Raw genomic sequence first — 16,839 nt, 5'->3', positions numbered from 1 at the left:
CCGCGCAACTGGCCACCGGTCTTGTCAGCGATGGGAATCGCCCGGGAGGCGCGTTGGCGTGCCCATGGAGCTAACCCGCGCCAGCCACGGGCGACGCCAGGGATGCGGCGAGTTGGACCAGTTCGGCCTGTCGCCGCACGCCGGTTTTCTCGAACAGCCGCAGCAGATGCGTCCTGACCGTGCTGCGGCCGATGTCGAGAGCATCGGACGTCTCCTCAACCGTGCGGCCGGCTGCGATCTGCTCGAAGACACGCGCCTCGGCCGGCGTCAGGCCGAACAATGCCGCGACCAGCGCGGTCGGCGCGACGAACGGAGTGTCCGCCCGTGCGACAAACACCGCCGCGACCACGCTGGCATCGAACGCCCCGCGCCCCGGTCGCAGCGGCAGGACGTGCAAGGCTCCAGCTGAGCCGTCGCGCCAGCGTATCGGAACCCCCAACCCTTTGCGACCGATGGCGCTCTCGTCCTGCGCTGCCTGAGATACCGCGACGGCCAACGCGCTGGACACGGCGGCGACACTGGTGCTGAGAACCCCGTTGCGGATGTTCAGCAGTTCGCCCGTGGCGACGATGTTCTGGGCAGCTGGATTGGCATGCACGACATGCAGATCGGCGGTGGTGAGAAAGATCGGCGCCGTCAGCGTGTCGAGCACCGTCTGGAAGGTCGACCGGGCGATCGCCGCCATGTCCAGCAGCCGATTGATCGTCGCGGCGCGCTGGAGATGAGGGATCAGCAATCGGGCGGCCTCTATCTGCTGATCGTTGATGGGAGGGGCATCGGCATGGCGGCTGAAGGACAGCGAGCCGAGACCACGCCCATCCCGCGCGAGCGGCAGTGCCAGGGAATCGATCATGCCTTGCGGTCTGCCGACTTCCACAAAATAGCGGTTCGTCGTGGTGTCGAGGTTGGGATTGAGCTGGCTCAACACCGCCGGCCGATCCATCGGCAGCGAGCCTACCACCGCCATGCCACCCCATAGCTCGACGATTTCAGCGCCGTAGCTGACCATCTGGTCGACATAGGGGTGCGGGATGTTGCTGGTTACGTTGAGCAGCACCTCGCCCGACGGCAACGCTTGCAGCCGGATGGCGGCGGTCCCGAAGCCAAGGGCGATGCGCATCTCCTCGATCGCGACGGGCCAGCGCGCGGGATCGATCGCGGCGTCGTAGATCAGCCCGATCAGTTCGGACAACTGGGCCATCGAGAAAGCAGAGCGCATCGCACCATTCCCTTGCCGCACGGCAACAAAACCTTTGTTGCATCGCAACAAAATGAACACATGACCCGGATTGGGCAAGCCCCATCATCTCCCGAAGATGGAGATCCAGCTTCGGCGGTACCATCGAACTCTGGCCGTCGCTATCCACCGAATGGTGGAAGACGCGGCATTTTCTTTGTGTTCGTTTGCGCCCGTCGGGTGCTGCGGTCCTGCGCGGAATTCGGGGACATCGGTGTTTGCAAGGCGAGTGCTGTTCGGGGACGGCGGCACAACCGCCGAGTGCGCAACTGCTTGATTGTCAGCCCAGCCATGGCCGGAGCACCTCCCGCCCGGCCCGGCCATTCGCGTGGGACCGGCAGCCGCCGGCAGGGGTCGATCAATTGGCAATGAAGCGAGGGCTTTGAAACGTGATTGCGGGAACGATTGGATGCGTGAGCGTATCGGAAGACGCCGCTGCCGAGGCAAAAAGCGAAACAGTCGCGACAAGGCGCCAAGGGCGAAAAGGCAATGGACTCGTGTCGGCCGCGACGGCGGTTTTCGGTGGGCTGGCATCCTCCCAAGTGCCGGCTCTCGGGACAGCGGTATTCGTGGCGGTCGCGGCCGCCGGCTTTGTCGCCGTCGCGCCGGCACGGGCGGCAGGCGTCATCTGCCAGGATTTCAATGGTGCGGATGGTGGAGCGGCTTTCGCGCAGACGTCAGGCGGCGGCACGGCATGCGGAAGATCCGCCAATAGCGATGGTGCTCTCTCGACTGCGATCGGCAATGGCGCGGGTGCTTTCGGGGACAACAGCGTAGCGCTCGGCCTCAACGCGAGCGCCGGTGGACTCGTTTTCGACGTGAACGCGGGCGGCCTAACCACCGACTACAACAATGCGAATACAACGGCCATCGGCACCGGAGCCCAGGCCGGCGCCAGCGCGATTGGCCAGGCCAACGCCACGGCGCTTGGTACTTCGGCCCAGGCGAATGCCGGGGACGCGACGGCCCTTGGCAGCTCGGCGCAGGCGAACGGCGGCAACGCCACGGCCCTTGGCAACGCGGCCAAGGCAAATGCCGTGAACGCCGTTGCCCTCGGCGCCGATGCAACGGCCAACTACGAGGCCTCCGTCGCCATCGGCGTTGGCGCGACGACAACGCGCGACAACCAGGTCATGATTGGCACGGGCAACAGCACCTATACGCTGACCGGCGTCGCTTCGCAGGCGGGCAAGGCCGCGCAAGCCGGTCCCACCTATCTGTTGACGACGGACAGTAGCGGCAATCTGGCCGCGTCGACATTCGATGTCGCGACGCTTGCCAACCTGCCGGCACAGGTCGCCCAGAACAGCAGCGATATCAGCACTTTGAACAGCACGGTGAGCAGCCACGCCACCGAACTTGCAGACCATGAGACGCGCATCACCAACAACACCAACGCGATTGCGGTGCACACCGCCGAGATCGCGGACCTCGACACCAGGGTGACCACCAACACCAGCAACATCACCCAACTCGACGGACGTGTCGGCGCGCTCGAGGCTGGTATCCAGAATCTCGGCGACCAGATCAGCGAAACCCGCACCGAAGCCCGTGCCGGCACCGCGCTGGCGCTAGCGACGGCGGGGCTGCGTTACGACGACAGGCCTGAAAAACTGTCGCTGGCCGGCGGCTTTGGCTATTTCAAGGGACAATCGGGGCTGGCGCTCGGCCTTGGTTACAACACCAGCGAGGATTTCCGCCTCAACGCCGCCTTGTCGGCCACCACCAGGCAAGGCGATGTCGGCGTCAGCGTCGGCGCATCGTGGACGCTGAACTGAGGCGGTCGGCGTGATGCGGGGTCTTCGGTTTCGGCGCGGCATGCCTTGCTGGCGCAACAGAGGCGTCTCCGATCTTCAGGGCTTATCGAGTGCGAGGGGGCAGGCTTGAAAGAGCCGGCGGCGGTCGCGTCCAGGACCTGCGGACGCGACCGCCTGTTTTCCCCGCCCAAGGCTCGGGTTCCGCGTCAGTTCCAGAGGTGACATGAAGCGCCGGCGATTTCTCTCAACAGCGCGGATGACGCAGGCCATGGTGACAGGCTTGCTGTCGGCCGGCTTGATGACGGCACCCTTGGACGTTGCGGACGCCCAAACCAAAAAGACCGAGAAGGGCGACAAGGTCCATGCCGCTCGCCCGGCCAACATCGACCGCAACGGCGTGCTGATCCTGATCCGCGGCACGCTGCTGGCGCTCGACCAGGCCAACAAGACCGGCAACTACACCGTGCTGCGCGATCTCGGCTCGCCCAATTTCCAGGCCAACAGCGCAGCCGGGCTCGGCGACATCTTCGCCAACCAGCGCAAGCAAGCGCTCGACTTCGGCGCCGTCGCGGTGCTTGATCCGCAACTGACCTTGCTGCCCCAGATCGAACCGAACGGCATGCTGCACATGGCCGGTTTTTTCCCGTCGGTGCCAATGCAGGTCAATTTCGAGCTTCTGTTCGAGCCGGCGAACCGGCAGTGGAAAATCTACGGCGTGTCGGTCAACCTTACCTCGGGAGCGCCGCAGGCGCCCGACACGCCCGTCGCCGAGCAGCAGAAACCGGACGATGCCGGCCTGCCACCGGATGCACCCTCGATGGCCGTCCAACCGAAGAAGACAGCAAAACCTTGAAGCGGCATGCGCATTCAGCCGCCACTACGACAGCAACCCGATGCGCAGGGCGCTGGCCAGCAGTGACAGCGCGAAGACGAACAGGCCCGAACTGAAGACAAGATTGACGGTGCGCAGCCCGCGCGCGCTCAGCCGCTTGCGCAGATGGTTGGTGGCCAGCGTCAGTGTTGTCCACCAGGCCGCCGAGCCGAGCAGCACACCGGCCGAGACAAGCGCCAGGGTTTGCCAGGACGGCATGCCGGCCCCCAGTATCCCCGGTGTGAGGGTGAAGAAGCCGAGCAGCGTCATCGGATTGCCCAGCGTCCAGATCAGCCCCGTCACATAGGCCCGGCCCGATGGCATGCGCCGCTGCAGGGCGCTGTCCAGCGACGGCGTCAGCCGCGCCGCCGTCACCGCCATGTAGAGCAGGAACAGGCCGGCGCAGAGCTGCAGCAGCATGTGCCAGCCGATCAGCAAATGCGCCACCGCCCCGAGCCCGGCGGCGGCGATGGAGGCGTAGACCGAGTGGGTGGTCGCCGCCCCGTAGCCGGTGGCCAGACCCGGCGCGATGCCGCCGGCGATCGTGCGCTGCACGCATAGGAGGCCGGTGGGACCGATGGGAGCCGCGACCGCGAACCCCAGCAAGGCCCCACGCATCGCACTGAGGAAAAGGTCTGCTGTACCCGACATGCGAACAGATCTTCCGTTGGCCGCACGTCGTCGGGGTTCAGAGCCAGGCACCAGCCTGGGCCAGATGCTGGCCAAGGCCGGCAACGGTCGCCCCGCTTTCGTGAGCTGCTTCGACATTCTTCCGGCAAGACGGCTGTTGGCGGGGCTGACAAGCACGTCGTCGTGAAGGTTCTCTCCAGGTATTAGCTAGATGTAATGTTTCTGCGCGTATAGGCGCCGCTCAGTTCGGCGAGTTTAAGACCTGACTAATGTGAGGACGCGCTACTGGCGGCGGAGAAATCTGCAATTCTCCTGATGCGCGTCACGTGCCCTAGACTCAGTCCAACCTCAAGCCGATGCACCCAATCACAAATGAACCATCGCGGCGTCCACCATTTGGATTAGGCTCGACTCCCGGCTTCTGTTTTTTACTGATTTTCCGTTGGCGTTCGGCGCGGCAAGTCCGGCACCCGCTTTCAACCGAGTTCCGCGCGGTCATTTGACTGCATACAGGAATTCAAGTATCCGGATGTTGTCAAACAGAAGGCCGGGCCGGAACGATGTCAACTGCTGAAATGGCCATGCGTGAGGATCTGGCGGCGGCTTATCGGCTGATCGCCCGGTTCGGAATGGACGATATCATCCACACGCACATATCCGCGCGTCTGCCCGAAGAGCCGGAACTCCTGCTGATCAATCGTTACGGTGATCTTTTTCGAGAAGTCACGCAGGAATCGCTGGCCGTGATCGACCACCATGGTCAGCAGATGCGCGGCCAGCAGGTGCCGATCAACACGGCGGGTATCGTCATCCATACGGCGGTCCACGCCGCGCGCCCGGATGCGATCTGCGTCATGCATACGCATACCGCGGCCGGCGTTGCGGTCAGTTGCCTCGAGGAGGGGCTTCTGCCGCTCAACCAGACGTCGCTGCTCTTCTACGGGCAGGTCGGTTATCATGAGTTCGAGGGCATCGCGCTCGACCCCGGGGAGCAGGAGCGCCTGGTCGCCGATCTCGGTGCCAATCGCGCCATGATCCTGAGAAACCATGGGCTGTTGACCGTCGGACGGTCCGTTGGAGAGGCTTTCGCCTTGATGTACAACCTCGAGCAGGCATGCCGAATCCAACTTTCCGTATTGGGCAGCGGGCGCCCCATCCATCTGCCCAGCAAGGAAGTGTGCGAGCGCACCGCCAGGCAGTATGAAGCGGATCCGGACGGCGCCGCGGAGCTGGAATGGCTGGCGCTGCGCCGGCTTGCCGGAATGCCCGTCGACGGGCATTGATCCATGCGGATCGTCGTCGCCGATCCGCTTGCCTACAGTGATTCATTCGAGCGCGCATTGCGTGCAGCGCTTCCATCGGCGGACTTCGTCCGATGGCCTGATCTGGCGGATGGCGCGGAATACGACCTTTTGGTTGCCTGGCATCTGCCCAAGGAGATGATCGCCCTGCCGCGCTCGTTGCGTGCCATCTTCTGTTTCGGCGCGGGAACGGATCAGCTTCTCGATGATCCCCGTATCCCGGCCGATCTCCCGATCGCGCGGCTGCAGGATCAAGGCCAGGCCGAGCAACTGCTTGACTATGCCATGCATGCGGTCTTCGCGCGCCTGCATGACGACATCGTCATCAGAGCGGACCAGCATGCCCGCCTGTGGCGCCAGCCCGATCGTCAGAACCGGACACGTGGGTCGCTGCGGGCGGCTGTCCTTGGCCTGGGTCCGCTCGGCATGCATGTCGCGCAAGGGCTTTCGGCCGCCGGCTTCCTGGTATCCGCCTGGTCGCGAAGCGTGCGCCGCATCGACGGCGTCGCCTGTCAGTATGGCGACGACGGGCTCGGTGCGTGTGTCGACGGCGCCGACGTGTTGGTCAATCTGCTGCCCTCCAGGCCGGAAACGAAGGGCATATTGTCGGACTGCTTGTTTTCCCGCCTCGCGCCCGGCGCTTATGTCGTAAATCTCGGCCGCGGCGATCACCTCGACGAGGAGGCGTTGCGCGCCGGCCTCGATCGAGGTTGGGTCGGCGCGGCGTGGCTGGACGTCTTTCCCGTCGAGCCACCCCCGGCCGAACACTGGTTCTGGGGGCATGAACGCGTCCGGCTGACGCCTCATCGCGCCGGCCTGCCGACGCCACGGGGTGCCGCGGCGTCCATCGCCGCCGTCGTTGCGGCGCTGGAAAGTGGGCGCCCGCTTCCGGGATTGGTCAGACCTGGAAGAATGATCGGAAATTGAGCCGATCTCGCGACTGCACAGAAAATGTGCTTGACTCGAAATGAGCCTGAATGCCAGCATACAGCCATGCTGAAGTTGAGCGCCACACTCCTGCCGGATCAGAGCGAGCGTCGAAACACGATCTCGGCGAAGGCCTATGTCGAGCTGCGCGAAGCGATCATCACCGCCCGCGTTCCGCCCGGTGCCAATATCTCGGAAACGGATGTCGCCCAGTCGCTCGGCATCAGCCGCACCCCAGTGCGCGAGGCATTCACGCGGCTCTTCGACGAGGGCCTGATCGAGATTTCACCCCAGACCGGCACCCGCGTCTCGCTGATCGACATGGCGCGCGTCCGCGAGGCGGTGTTCATCCGCTCCACGCTTGAAAGCGCTGTCATCGCCAACGCCGGCATCAGGCCCGATCCGGCCATGCTGGACGAGATCGAACTGTCGCTTCGGGCGCAGGAGCGTCTTGTCCACGGCGATGACATGGGCGCCTTGCACCGCGCCGACATGGCCTTCCATGCAGGCCTGCTCGGCGCTTTCGCGCATCCACGGGCGTGGACGGCATGCCAGCACGTTTCGGCCGACATGATGCGCGTCCAGTTCCTGATCGGTATGAAGCCGGATCATATCCGCTCGATCATCGCCGAGCACCGCGCGATTTTCGACGCGGTCCGGGCCGGCGATATGGGCGAGGGCGCACGGCTCATCGCGGCGCACATCCGCAATACGGACCTGGATCAGGTTGCCCTGAAGCGAGAGCATCAGGAGTTCTTCCGGACCGGAGACCTTTCTTGAACGCCGCCGTCGCCCGCTCGCGTTTCGATGCGGAGGCGTTCCGAGACTTTTTTTGGCCGGTTATGAAACCGGTTTACTGAAATGGATATCCGCGCATGTCTCGCGGGAGTGGGGCCGCTTGTCGGGAAGGTTGAAAGTCACCATTCGCGACGTCGCGCGGGCAGCCGGGGTGTCCGTCACGTCCGTTTCGCGTCATCTCAATGGGCAGATCAGCCTGCCGGAGCCGACGGCCAGCCGCATCGGGCAGGCGGCGGAACGCCTCGGCTATCGCCCCAACGCCATTGCCCGCAGGCTCAACAGCGGCAAGAGCGAGACGCTCGGTCTCATCACCGCCGACATTGCCTATCCGCTGTTCGCCGAGATCGCCAGCGCGTCGGAGGCCGAGGCCGCGAGGCACGGCTACAATCTCCTGATGTTCAACAGCCGCAACTTGGTGGAGAAGGAAGTCTCCTTCCTGTCGCGCATCGAGGACCGGCAGGTCGACGGCATCCTGCTTCTCACCAACCACCACGATGACGGGCGGCTCCTGCGGCGGATCAACGAGACCGGAAACGTCGTGCTCCTCGACGAGGACGTGCCGGGTGCGAAGGCGCCGCGACTGTTCGCCGACAACGTCCATGGCGGCCTCCTGGCGACACGTCATCTGATAGGCCGCGGCCATACCCGCATCGCCGCCATCGGCGGGCCGAGGGGGCTTCTCAGCACCACCGAACGCCTCGACGGCTTTACGCGGGCGCTTGGCGAGGTCGATCTTCATGCAGATCCCGCACTGCTGAGGTTCTGTGAATACGAGGAGGCGCCGGCCTCGATCGCGTTTCTCGACCTTCTGCAGCAGGACGAGCCGCCGACCGCGATCTTCACCTTCGGCGACATGCTGGCCACCGGCGCCATGCGGGCCGCACGGCAGGCCGGCATCCGCATTCCAGACGACATTTCGCTCGTCTCCTTCGACGATATCCACAATGCGGACCTGCTCGCGCCGGCGCTGACCACGGTACGTCAGTCGGCGGCTGAGTTCGGCACGCGCGGCGTCAACATGCTGCTCGATTTCATCAGCGGCGGGAAAACCGAAACGGTGATCGAACGGGTCGGCGTCGAACTCGTCACACGCGGCTCGGTCGCGCCGCCACACGGCCGTCCATCAGGACGTTCGACAAGGCATACCGGTTCCGGAAGCCCTGATGGGCTCCCGGTGTCGGCCAGGGAGGAAGAACCAGAAAATTAGCAACTTCCGCGGACGTGAAAGGGGAACAGACATGTCCAACAATCGCTTTGGTCAAGACGCAGCGTTGATTGCGCTTGATAAGTTCAGAACAGGGAAGATCGATCGCCGAGGCTTCATGACCGCCATGGCCGGGCTTGGTCTCGCGGTCGCCTTCAGGCCGGGGCGGGCTTCCGCCGCGGTGTCGGAAATCGTCGTCTGCAACTGGGGCGGTGCTGCGCTCGAAGCCTTTCAGAAGGCCTATGGCGCGCCGTTCAAGGCCAAGTCCGGCATCGAGGTCGTCATCGACGGCACCGGCCCGGCGACCGGTGCGATCCGCGCCATGGTCGATTCCAAGAACGTCACCTGGGATGTCACGGATGGCGGCATGACGGACGCCGTGGTGCTCGGCAAGGGCGGCTATGTCGAGCCGATCGACTATTCGATCGTCGACAAGTCGCTTGTCGGCGAAGGCCTCGCGGCCGAATTCGGCATCTGCAACTACACCTACTCCAACGTGCTGGCCTATGACGCCAAGAAGGTCGGCGCCACGGCGCCTTCAGGCTGGAACGACTTCTTCGATCTCGAGAAGTTTCCCGGCAAGCGCACCATGTGCAAGTGGATCCAGGGGCAGCTCGAAGCCGTGCTGCTAGCCGATGGCGTCAAGCCGGAAGAGATCTACCCGCTCGACGTCGATCGTGCCTTCAAGAAGCTCGAGCCGCTGCTGCCTCACCTGATTTTCTGGGAGTCGGGCGCGCAGAGCCAGCAACTCTTCCGTGACGGAGAGGTGGTCATGGGCAATATCTGGCATACGCGCGCCAACCTGTTGCGCAAGGAAAACCCGGACTACACCTGGACCTGGAACCAGAACCTGATGTTCGCCAGCGCCTGGTCGGTGCCGAAGGGCAATCCGGCCGGCAAGAAGGTCTTCGACTTCATCAATTCGTCGATGGACCCTGAAGGCCAGGTGACGCTGCTGCGCATCATGGGCAACGGCCCGTCGAACCCGAAGGCGCTGGCGCTGATGACCGCCGAGGACAAGGCTGTCTATTCGCTGGCCCCCGAGAACGCCAAGACGGGTCTGCCCATCTCGGCGCAATACTATGCCGACAACGAGGCCGAACTGCAGAACAAGTTCCTCGACTTCATCTCACGCTAACATCGGAGACCTACCACCGGCCAACAGCCGGTGGAGGTTCGAAACACCATGACGTCATTCCAGCGTTGGGCCTTCTGCCTGACGGTGCCGGCGGCGCTTTTGACTCTGTGTCTCTACGTGCTGCCCATCCTTCAGGTGCTGGCGCTCAGTTTCACCGAGCCGACCCTCGGCTTCGGTAATTATGTGGCTCTGTTTCACAACGCCGCGATCGGACGCGTCGTGCGTACGACCGTCATCGTCTCGGCGGTGACGACCGTTCTTACGATCGTCATGAGCTATGCCGTCGCCTTCGCGCTGGTTCATATGTCGCCAGCGCCGCGCCGCGTCGCGCTGTTCATGGTCATGGTGCCGTTCTGGATATCGGTGCTGGTGCGCGCCTTTGCCTGGATCACCATCCTGCGCCGCAATGGCGTGCTCAACTCGGCCCTCGTGGGCAGCGGAGCCGTCAGCGAGCCTCTTGAACTGGTCTACAACCAGTTTGGGGTCATCGTCGGCATGGTGCATTACATGATGCCCTTCGCCATCATGCTGCTCTACGCGAACCTGTCGGAGATCGACCTCAGGATCATCCAGGCGGCGCGGTCGCTTGGCGCGCGCCCGGTCACCATCTTCTTTCGCGTCTGGTTGCCGCTCAGCGTGCCCGGCCTGGCAATCGCCGGCCTGTTCATCGTCATCTTCTCGCTCGGCTTCCTCGTCACGCCGGCGATCCTCGGCGCGGGCAGGGTGCTTATGGTCGCCGAATACATTTCCGTGCAGATATCCTCGACCCTGCGCTGGGGCGTGGCGACGGCCCTGTCGACGATGCTGCTGCTCGTTGTCGGCATCCTTGTGGCGCTGGCCATGCGCAGCCCGGCGTTGCGCGCGGCCTTCGAAGGTGACCGCAAATGACGCCGCGCACCCGCCGCCTGCTCGAACGCGCGCTGCCGAAGGTCTTCGCCTGGCTGCTGCTCGCCTTCCTGTTCGTTCCGGTGCTCGTGGTCATTCCGGTGGCGTTGACCGACCGGGACTACCTGTCACTGCCCAACAACGGCATTTCATTCGACCATTTCGCCGCCCTGGCCAATTGGCGCGCGGGCTGGATGCCGAGCATCCTCACCAGCCTCGGCATCGCGGTGGCTTCAAGTGTCGTGGCGACGGCCGCTTCGGTGGCCTTCGCCATCGGCGCCTGGGTCTATGTCGGCCGCTGGCCGTCGATCCTGCGTGTCGTGCTGCTGTCGCCCTTGATCGTGCCGCCGATCATTTATGCGGTCGGCATGGTGCGGCTGTGGTCGAAGCTCGGCCTTCTCGACACATGGCTTGGCGTCACCATCGTCCATGTAATCCTGGCGATGCCGCTCGCGGTGCTGGCGGTCGGCGCTTCGCTGTCGAACCTCGATCCAAGGCTGGTGCAGGCGGCCCGCTCACTCGGCGCGCGCCCAGAGACGATCTTTGGCCGCGTCATCCTGCCCAACATCGTGCCGGGCACGGTCGCCGGAGCGATCCTCGCCTTCATCGTCTCCTGGGACGAGATCACCGTAACGTTGTTCATCACCAGCCGGGGCATCGTCACCTTGCCGCGCAAGATCTGGACGAGCATCGCCGATGCCGTCGACCCCGCGCTGGCCGCGATCGCAACCGTCATGCTGGCGGTCACCATCGTCGGCCTCATCCTGCGCATGACCGTCTGGGACCGTATCGCCCAGCGCCGGCCATGACACGACCTTCAACAGCTTCGCTTGTTTCAGAAAGGAAATCGAAGACATGACTGCTCACAGCGCCGCAATGAGCGAGCACGAATACCGCGAGGCCAAGTTCTTCCAGACCTTCGGCTCCGTTCCAACGCCGGCTTTCCACGACCCGGAAGAACAGACCCGCGTCTGGGGTCGGCCCTGGGGTTGCAGCAATGATGTCGGCAAGCTGCGCGCCGTGCTGATGCACCGGCCGGGCGAGGAGATCAACGTCGTCGACAAGAACAAGTCGATGCCCGAGATCGGCGGCTTCGGCGATCCGGAAAAGGGCTGGTACTTCATGGGCAAGACGCCGCCGGATCTCGCCGCCATGCAGGCTGCCCATGATGGCTTCACCAAGCTGTTGCGGTCGGAGGGCGTCGACGTCATCCTCACGGAGAAGGCCGCGCCCGGCGCGCTCAAGTCGACCTTCTGCCGCGACAGCGTCATCGGCGTGAAGGGCGGTGCGATCGTGACCCGCCTTGCCCGCCGCGCACGCCGCGGCGAGGAACTGATGGTTACCCAGGCGCTCGCCAGGGCCGGTTGCCCGATTCTCGGCACGCTGCATGGCGAGGCCGTGTTCGAAGGCGGCGGGTTCGCGCTGCTCGACGACAAGACGGCGGTCTGCTCCGTCTCCGTCGCCTGCAACGCCGAGGGCGTGCGGCAGGTCGAGATGATCCTCAACAGCCTCGGCGTCGAGCTGATCAAGGTGCCGATGCCGGGTTATCGCATCCACATCGACGGCAGTTTCATGATGATCGACAAGGAGACGGCGATCATCAACATCAACGAATTGCCCTACGTCTTCATCGAGTATCTGAACAAGCGCGGCATGAAGCTGATCGAGCTGCCGCCGGAGGATAACGCGTTCTCGCTGAACTGCCTGGCGATCGCGCCCGGTCGCGTCGTCATGCACGCCACCCGCACACCGCGCCTGGCCGACCGGCTCGACGCCGCCGGCATCGAGATCTTGACGCTGGACTATGAATGCATCGAACTGAACGGAGGCGGCATCCATTGCTCGACGGGTCCGCTCGCCCGGGATCCGATCTGAATGTCCTTCCTCGACGTCAGAAACCTCCGCAAGACCTACGGGTCCGCCGTCGCCCTCGACGGGGTCGACCTGTCGATCGAGGCGGGGGAGTTCGTGACCTTGCTCGGCCCTTCGGGATCGGGCAAGACGACGCTTTTGATGTCGGTCGCTGGGTTCGCCAAACCGGACGAAGGCGCCATCCTGCTGGATGGCGTCGACATCACGCGCGTCGACCCGGAGGACAGAAATTTCGGACTGGTCTTTCAGGGTTATGCGCTGTTTCCCCATTTGAACGTCGCGGACAACATCGCCTTCCCCTTGAGGGTCCGCAAATGGGACAAGGCCAGGATTGCGGCAAGGGTCGAAGAAGTCCTCAACCTCGTTGGTCTCGACAAGCTGGCCTCGCGCAAGCCGCGCGAATTGTCGGGCGGTCAGCAGCAGCGCGTGGCGATCGGTCGCGCGCTGGCCTTCGGGCCGAAGATACTGCTGCTCGACGAACCGCTGTCGGCGCTCGACCGTACGCTGCGCGACATCATGCAACGTGAACTCAAGCGGCTGCATCGGCAAACCGGCGTCACCTTCGTCTATGTTACCCACGACCAGGAGGAAGCCTATGCCATGTCGGACCGCATTGCCGTCTTCCACAATGGCGGCATCGTCCAGGTCGGCACTCCCCGCGACATTTACCGCGCGCCCGCCTCGCGCTTTGTCGCGGGCTTCCTTGGCGGCAACAACATCGTTTCGGCGCGCGCCATCGATGGCGGGATCGAGCTGTTTGGGACCAGGGCGCCGATGCCCGAGGGCTACGATGCGTCACGGCATGGCCGGTCGGCGCTCACGGTCTGGATGCGGCCGGAAGACATCGCCATTGGCGAGCCGCGGCCTGGGGCCATCGCCTTTCCCGCTGTTGTCGCCGACGTTTCCTTCGTCGGCTCGTCCGAGCGTGTAACCGTATCAACCCCGGACGGCCAGGAACTCCTGGTCCTGGCATCCTTGGCAACGGCTCGCGATGTCGCTGCCGGTGGCAAGGTCACCTGCAGCGTGCTGCCCTCGAGCATCGGCTTCATGGCCGATGAATAGGACGGCATCCGTCCGCGGCGCCTTCAATTGAGGATCAAATCCGGCCGAAATCCGCATCCCTTGACAGATTGAGAGACATGATGACCATCAGCCTTCGCACCATCGACATCCCCGATTTCGGCATTCCAGTCGAGCGTCCCGCCATTCCGGCCGCGACCTACGAGGCACGTTGCGCCAACGCGCTCGAGCGCGCCGACACGGACTGGCTCGCCGTCTACGCCGATCGCGAGCATGCCGCCAACATCGCCTTCCTGACCGGCTTCGAGCCACGTTTCGAGGAGGCGATCCTGCTGCTCGGCAAACCGGGTCAGCGCATCGTCGTCACCGGCAACGAGAATCTCGGTTATACGCCCGTCGCCGGACTGCCAGCCCTCATCACCATGCTGGCGCAGTCCCTGAGCCTGATGGCGCAGGACCGCACGCAGAAGCCGGACCTCGTGGCCGTATTGCGCGAGGCCGGCGTCGCTCCAGGCGACAGTGTCGGCCTGGTCGGCTGGAAATATCTCGAGAGGGAAGAATGGCCCGCGCAGCGTCCGACCTTCTTCGTGCCAGCCTTTATCGTCGATGCAATCGCTTCGATCGTGTCCGCGTCGTCGATCACCGATGCGACGCCGGTCCTCATGCACCAGACGAACGGGCTGCGCGCCGTCGTCGATGCCGATCAAATTGCCGAGGCCGAATGGGGCGCGGCCCGGTCTTCCATGGCCGTGTGGCGTATCCTGAGCGGCTTCACGCTCGGCGATACCGAGCTTATGGCAGCCTCGCGCATGGGTTATGCGGGCGAGCCGATGAACTGCCATCCGATGTTGGCGACCAATGACGCGTCCGGCCAGGTGATAGGCCTGCGCAGTCCTACGGCCCGTGTCCCGAAGCGTAATGATGGCGCCACCACGGCGGTCGGCTACTGGGGCGGGCTGACCGCCCGAGGCGGCCTGATTGCCGAGCATGACGATGCATTTCTGGACGTGGCGAAGGCCTATTTCCGCGGCCTGATCGCCTGGTACGAGGCGGCCGGCATCGGCGCCGAGGGCGGCGCGATCCATGAGGCCGTGATTTCGACGTTGGCGCGTGGCAAGCTGCGCCCAGCCCTCAATCCCGGCCATCTCGTCGGGCTCGACGAGTGGATGAACTCGCCGATCCGTCCCGGCTCCTCCGAGCGCATCGTTTCGGGCATGCCGTTCCAGGTCGACATCATACCCGTGCCAATGCCCGATGGATGGACGCTCAACAGCGAGGATCCGGTAACCTTCGCCGATGCCGGCCTGCGTGCCGAAATCGCCCAGCGTCATCCGGCGCTGTCGCAGCGGTTCGAGACGCGCCGCCGGTTTGTCGCCGAGCGCATCGGCATCACGGTGAAGGAGGATATCCTGCTGTTGTCAGCCATCCCGCTCTGCTTGCCGCCCTTCTGGCTTGCCAGCGGCAAGCTTTTGGGTCGCGACTGAGGAAGCTTCAGGCTGTGCGACCGCGACGCAGACGGGCTGAGGCAACAGGGAATAGTCCGTTTCTTTCAGGTGTCCGGGCGGAAGGGTTTGGCCAACGACGCCGGGAAATGCAGCGCCAGCATCTGGCGGTTTCGCGAGATCAGGACCGGCACGATGATTGTCGCCAGATAGGGCAGGGCCGACAAGCAACTCGGAAGGCACATCCTGGTTCTCGAAGACACCGCTTTGCATGCCGCGTTGCTCGGGAGACGAAGTGGAGGCGATGCTATTGACATGCGGCTCGGGAATGCCGTTGCGCAGACGAAGCGCGCGGCCGGGGCAATCCCCGTCGAAAGCAAGTGGCTTGCGATTGCCGTAGAGCTGGAGCAGTCGGTAGGCCCAACCCACTTCGAGGTCGGCTTCGAGCTGGCCGACATCATCGGCGTTGCCGATGCGGCGCGTCATAAGGGCAGGAAAAGCTTCAGATGAATGTTGGCTGGGGAACCTGGATTCGAACCAGGACTAACGGAGTCAGAGTCCGTGGGTCTACCGTTAACCTATTCCCCAGCAGGCGCGGTCATGAACCGCGCGGGCCGAGCGGCTGAGCCGCTTGAGCGCTGCCTTGTAGCCGCCAGCGGAAAATAGTCAAGCCTGCTCTGCTGTTCAAATTGGCCAATCGCACAAGTTTGCGCAGCCCTTCGCCCCGCCTGCCGGCACCTCCCCGGGAACGGGGAGGAGGGCCGCTGGGTGTGCTTCAACTCGCTGTCCGGCTGAACTGCGAACGCTCGAAGAACAGCACCACGCCCAGGCCCAGAATCAGCGGGATGATCAGATAGAACAGACGGAACACCAGCAGTGCCGCCAGCACGCCGACCGGGTCCATGTCGGACAGCCCGGCCAGGAACACCACCTCGAACACGCCGAGTCCCCCCGGCGCGTGCGAGATCTGGGCGACCGAGAAGGAAACGAGGAAGACGCCGAGCACGACGAAATAGCCGGGATTGTGGACCTCGGGCAGGGCGAAGAAGATGATCGCCGCCGCCGCCAGCAATTCGATCGGGCCGATCAGCAATTGCCTGGCAACGATGGGCAGCGCCGGATAATGCAGTTGAAAGCTGGCGATCTTCAGCGGGCGCAGGTGCAACCAGCTGCCGAATATGTAGGCGCCGACGAGGATCAGCATCGCTATGCCCGCTGCTTCCGACAAGCCGTGATGGGCGATGCCCGAAAAGCGGTCGATGATCTCAGGCTCAAACACCAGCACCAGGCCGGAGGCGAGGATCGTCGACAGCACGAAGGTGATCCAGCAGATCGCCACCAGCACGCCGACATCCTGGCCGGTCAGCCCCCTGGTGCCGTAGGCGCGGTAGCGGATGACGGCGCCGGAAAACACCGAGCCGCCGATATTGTGCGACAGCGCGTAGGTGGTGAAGGAACACAGCGTCACGAACAGCCACGACACGCGTTTGCCGATATGGAGCAGCGCGATGTGGTCGTAGCCGGCGAGTGCCGCATAGGCGATGACAGAGCTGAGACCCGCCAGCACCCAGCCGCGGGTTGGAATCGCGGTGAGCCCTGCCCAGACATCGTCGAGTGAAATGCCGCGCAGTTCGTGCCAGAGCAGCAGCAGCGAGAAAATCACCGCGGCGATACCGACCACCGGCCAGAAATAGCGTCTCCAGTTCATTGCCTGATTGCCATGCGCTGCCTGTCCGCGTCCTTTTCTCTTGATGGGG

General features: G+C 64.3%; 16 protein-coding genes, 1 tRNA gene and 1 pseudogene. 13 read left to right on the top strand and 5 right to left on the bottom strand.

From position 1 onward, the window contains the following. Positions 1-70: 70 nt before the first annotated feature. Positions 71-1,219, bottom strand: coding sequence for a helix-turn-helix transcriptional regulator (locus EB233_RS22090; protein ID WP_064992268.1), 1,149 nt, complete (start codon positions 1,217-1,219; stop codon positions 71-73). 515 nt (positions 1,220-1,734) lie between these two features. On the opposite strand from EB233_RS22090, the gene EB233_RS22085 reads away from it, so the two are divergent. Further along, complete coding sequence (locus tag EB233_RS22085) at positions 1,735-3,015, top strand: YadA-like family protein (RefSeq protein WP_244277832.1); 1,281 nt, start codon at positions 1,735-1,737, stop codon at positions 3,013-3,015. Positions 3,016-3,217: 202 nt separating this feature from the next. After that, positions 3,218-3,847 (top strand): hypothetical protein, encoded by a 630-nt coding sequence (locus EB233_RS22080; RefSeq protein WP_064992270.1) that lies wholly within the window; start codon positions 3,218-3,220, stop codon positions 3,845-3,847. Between the two features lie 24 nt (positions 3,848-3,871). Here EB233_RS22080 and EB233_RS22075 read toward each other — a convergent pair whose 3' ends face one another. Beyond that, on the bottom strand, positions 3,872-4,516 hold the full coding sequence (locus EB233_RS22075; protein WP_032916742.1) for a LysE family translocator: 645 nt from the start codon (positions 4,514-4,516) through the stop codon (positions 3,872-3,874). 560 nt (positions 4,517-5,076) lie between these two features. Between EB233_RS22075 and EB233_RS22070 the strand changes: the two genes are divergently transcribed. The 10 genes from EB233_RS22070 to EB233_RS22025 all read left to right on the top strand — a co-directional run bounded on the left by EB233_RS22070 (position 5,077) and on the right by EB233_RS22025 (position 15,124). Further along, on the top strand, positions 5,077-5,778 hold the full coding sequence (locus EB233_RS22070) for a class II aldolase/adducin family protein (protein ID WP_425487714.1): 702 nt from the start codon (positions 5,077-5,079) through the stop codon (positions 5,776-5,778). Positions 5,779-5,781: 3 nt separating this feature from the next. Then, positions 5,782-6,723, top strand: coding sequence for an NAD(P)-dependent oxidoreductase (locus tag EB233_RS22065; protein ID WP_064992272.1), 942 nt, complete (start codon positions 5,782-5,784; stop codon positions 6,721-6,723). A 66-nt stretch (positions 6,724-6,789) separates the two neighbouring features. Then, a complete protein-coding gene (locus tag EB233_RS22060; RefSeq protein WP_064992273.1) occupies positions 6,790-7,503 on the top strand; it encodes a GntR family transcriptional regulator in 714 nt (237 codons plus the stop codon). A 118-nt stretch (positions 7,504-7,621) separates the two neighbouring features. Then, complete coding sequence (locus EB233_RS22055) at positions 7,622-8,728, top strand: LacI family DNA-binding transcriptional regulator (RefSeq protein ID WP_064992274.1); 1,107 nt, start codon at positions 7,622-7,624, stop codon at positions 8,726-8,728. Positions 8,729-8,843: 115 nt separating this feature from the next. Further along, complete coding sequence (locus EB233_RS22050; protein WP_244277833.1) at positions 8,844-9,863, top strand: ABC transporter substrate-binding protein; 1,020 nt, start codon at positions 8,844-8,846, stop codon at positions 9,861-9,863. A gap of 48 nt (positions 9,864-9,911) precedes the next feature. After that, positions 9,912-10,751: an ABC transporter permease gene (locus EB233_RS22045; RefSeq protein WP_064992276.1), complete on the top strand. Its 840-nt coding sequence runs from the start codon at positions 9,912-9,914 to the stop codon at positions 10,749-10,751. After that, positions 10,748-11,557, top strand: a complete 810-nt coding sequence (locus tag EB233_RS22040; protein ID WP_064992277.1) for an ABC transporter permease — start codon at positions 10,748-10,750, stop codon at positions 11,555-11,557. Before EB233_RS22045 ends, EB233_RS22040 begins: the two co-directional genes overlap by 4 nt. A 46-nt stretch (positions 11,558-11,603) precedes the next feature. After that, positions 11,604-12,623 (top strand): dimethylarginine dimethylaminohydrolase family protein, encoded by a 1,020-nt coding sequence (locus EB233_RS22035; protein ID WP_064992278.1) that lies wholly within the window; start codon positions 11,604-11,606, stop codon positions 12,621-12,623. Continuing rightward, positions 12,624-13,682 carry an ABC transporter ATP-binding protein gene (locus tag EB233_RS22030; protein WP_064992279.1) on the top strand — a complete coding sequence of 353 codons (1,059 nt, stop codon included), beginning with the start codon at positions 12,624-12,626 and terminating at the stop codon, positions 13,680-13,682. It abuts the gene before it with no gap. Between the two features lie 80 nt (positions 13,683-13,762). Then, positions 13,763-15,124, top strand: coding sequence for a M24 family metallopeptidase (locus tag EB233_RS22025; protein WP_064992333.1), 1,362 nt, complete (start codon positions 13,763-13,765; stop codon positions 15,122-15,124). A 65-nt stretch (positions 15,125-15,189) separates the two neighbouring features. Here EB233_RS22025 and EB233_RS31875 read toward each other — a convergent pair. Next, positions 15,190-15,321: pseudogene (locus EB233_RS31875) on the bottom strand (ABC transporter permease); the annotation flags it as partial. Between the two features lie 76 nt (positions 15,322-15,397). Here EB233_RS31875 and EB233_RS31870 point away from each other — a divergent pair. Then, a complete protein-coding gene (locus EB233_RS31870; RefSeq protein ID WP_064992280.1) occupies positions 15,398-15,592 on the top strand; it encodes a hypothetical protein in 195 nt (64 codons plus the stop codon). A 4-nt stretch (positions 15,593-15,596) separates the two neighbouring features. Here the strand turns inward: EB233_RS31870 and EB233_RS22015 are convergent. Next, positions 15,597-15,670 (bottom strand) — tRNA-Gln (locus EB233_RS22015). Positions 15,671-15,857: 187 nt separating this feature from the next. Then, positions 15,858-16,790 (bottom strand): lysylphosphatidylglycerol synthase domain-containing protein, encoded by a 933-nt coding sequence (locus EB233_RS22010; protein WP_064992281.1) that lies wholly within the window; start codon positions 16,788-16,790, stop codon positions 15,858-15,860. Positions 16,791-16,839: the final 49 nt, after the last annotated feature.

This window comes from Mesorhizobium erdmanii (assembly GCF_013170725.1).
Taxonomy (GTDB): Bacteria; Pseudomonadota; Alphaproteobacteria; order Rhizobiales; family Rhizobiaceae; genus Mesorhizobium; species Mesorhizobium erdmanii.
This window is presented reverse-complemented; position numbering and strand designations above follow the sequence as displayed.

Excerpts from the sequence above, each read along its gene's own strand:
- EB233_RS22045 (WP_064992276.1), top strand. The coding sequence starts at position 9,912 with ATGACGTCATTCCAGCGTTGGGCCTTCTGCCTGACGGTGCCGGCGGCG.
- EB233_RS22010 (WP_064992281.1), bottom strand. The coding sequence starts at position 16,790 with ATGAACTGGAGACGCTATTTCTGGCCGGTGGTCGGTATCGCCGCGGTG.
- EB233_RS31870 (WP_064992280.1), top strand. The coding sequence starts at position 15,398 with ATGCGGCTCGGGAATGCCGTTGCGCAGACGAAGCGCGCGGCCGGGGCA.
- EB233_RS22075 (WP_032916742.1), bottom strand. The coding sequence starts at position 4,516 with ATGTCGGGTACAGCAGACCTTTTCCTCAGTGCGATGCGTGGGGCCTTG.
- EB233_RS22050 (WP_244277833.1), top strand. The coding sequence starts at position 8,844 with ATGACCGCCATGGCCGGGCTTGGTCTCGCGGTCGCCTTCAGGCCGGGG.
- EB233_RS22080 (WP_064992270.1), top strand. The coding sequence starts at position 3,218 with ATGAAGCGCCGGCGATTTCTCTCAACAGCGCGGATGACGCAGGCCATG.
- EB233_RS22040 (WP_064992277.1), top strand. The coding sequence starts at position 10,748 with ATGACGCCGCGCACCCGCCGCCTGCTCGAACGCGCGCTGCCGAAGGTC.
- EB233_RS22065 (WP_064992272.1), top strand. The coding sequence starts at position 5,782 with ATGCGGATCGTCGTCGCCGATCCGCTTGCCTACAGTGATTCATTCGAG.
- EB233_RS22035 (WP_064992278.1), top strand. The coding sequence starts at position 11,604 with ATGACTGCTCACAGCGCCGCAATGAGCGAGCACGAATACCGCGAGGCC.
- EB233_RS22025 (WP_064992333.1), top strand. The coding sequence starts at position 13,763 with ATGACCATCAGCCTTCGCACCATCGACATCCCCGATTTCGGCATTCCA.
- EB233_RS22070 (WP_425487714.1), top strand. The coding sequence starts at position 5,077 with ATGCGTGAGGATCTGGCGGCGGCTTATCGGCTGATCGCCCGGTTCGGA.
- EB233_RS22060 (WP_064992273.1), top strand. The coding sequence starts at position 6,790 with ATGCTGAAGTTGAGCGCCACACTCCTGCCGGATCAGAGCGAGCGTCGA.
- EB233_RS22030 (WP_064992279.1), top strand. The coding sequence starts at position 12,624 with ATGTCCTTCCTCGACGTCAGAAACCTCCGCAAGACCTACGGGTCCGCC.
- EB233_RS22090 (WP_064992268.1), bottom strand. The coding sequence starts at position 1,219 with ATGCGCTCTGCTTTCTCGATGGCCCAGTTGTCCGAACTGATCGGGCTG.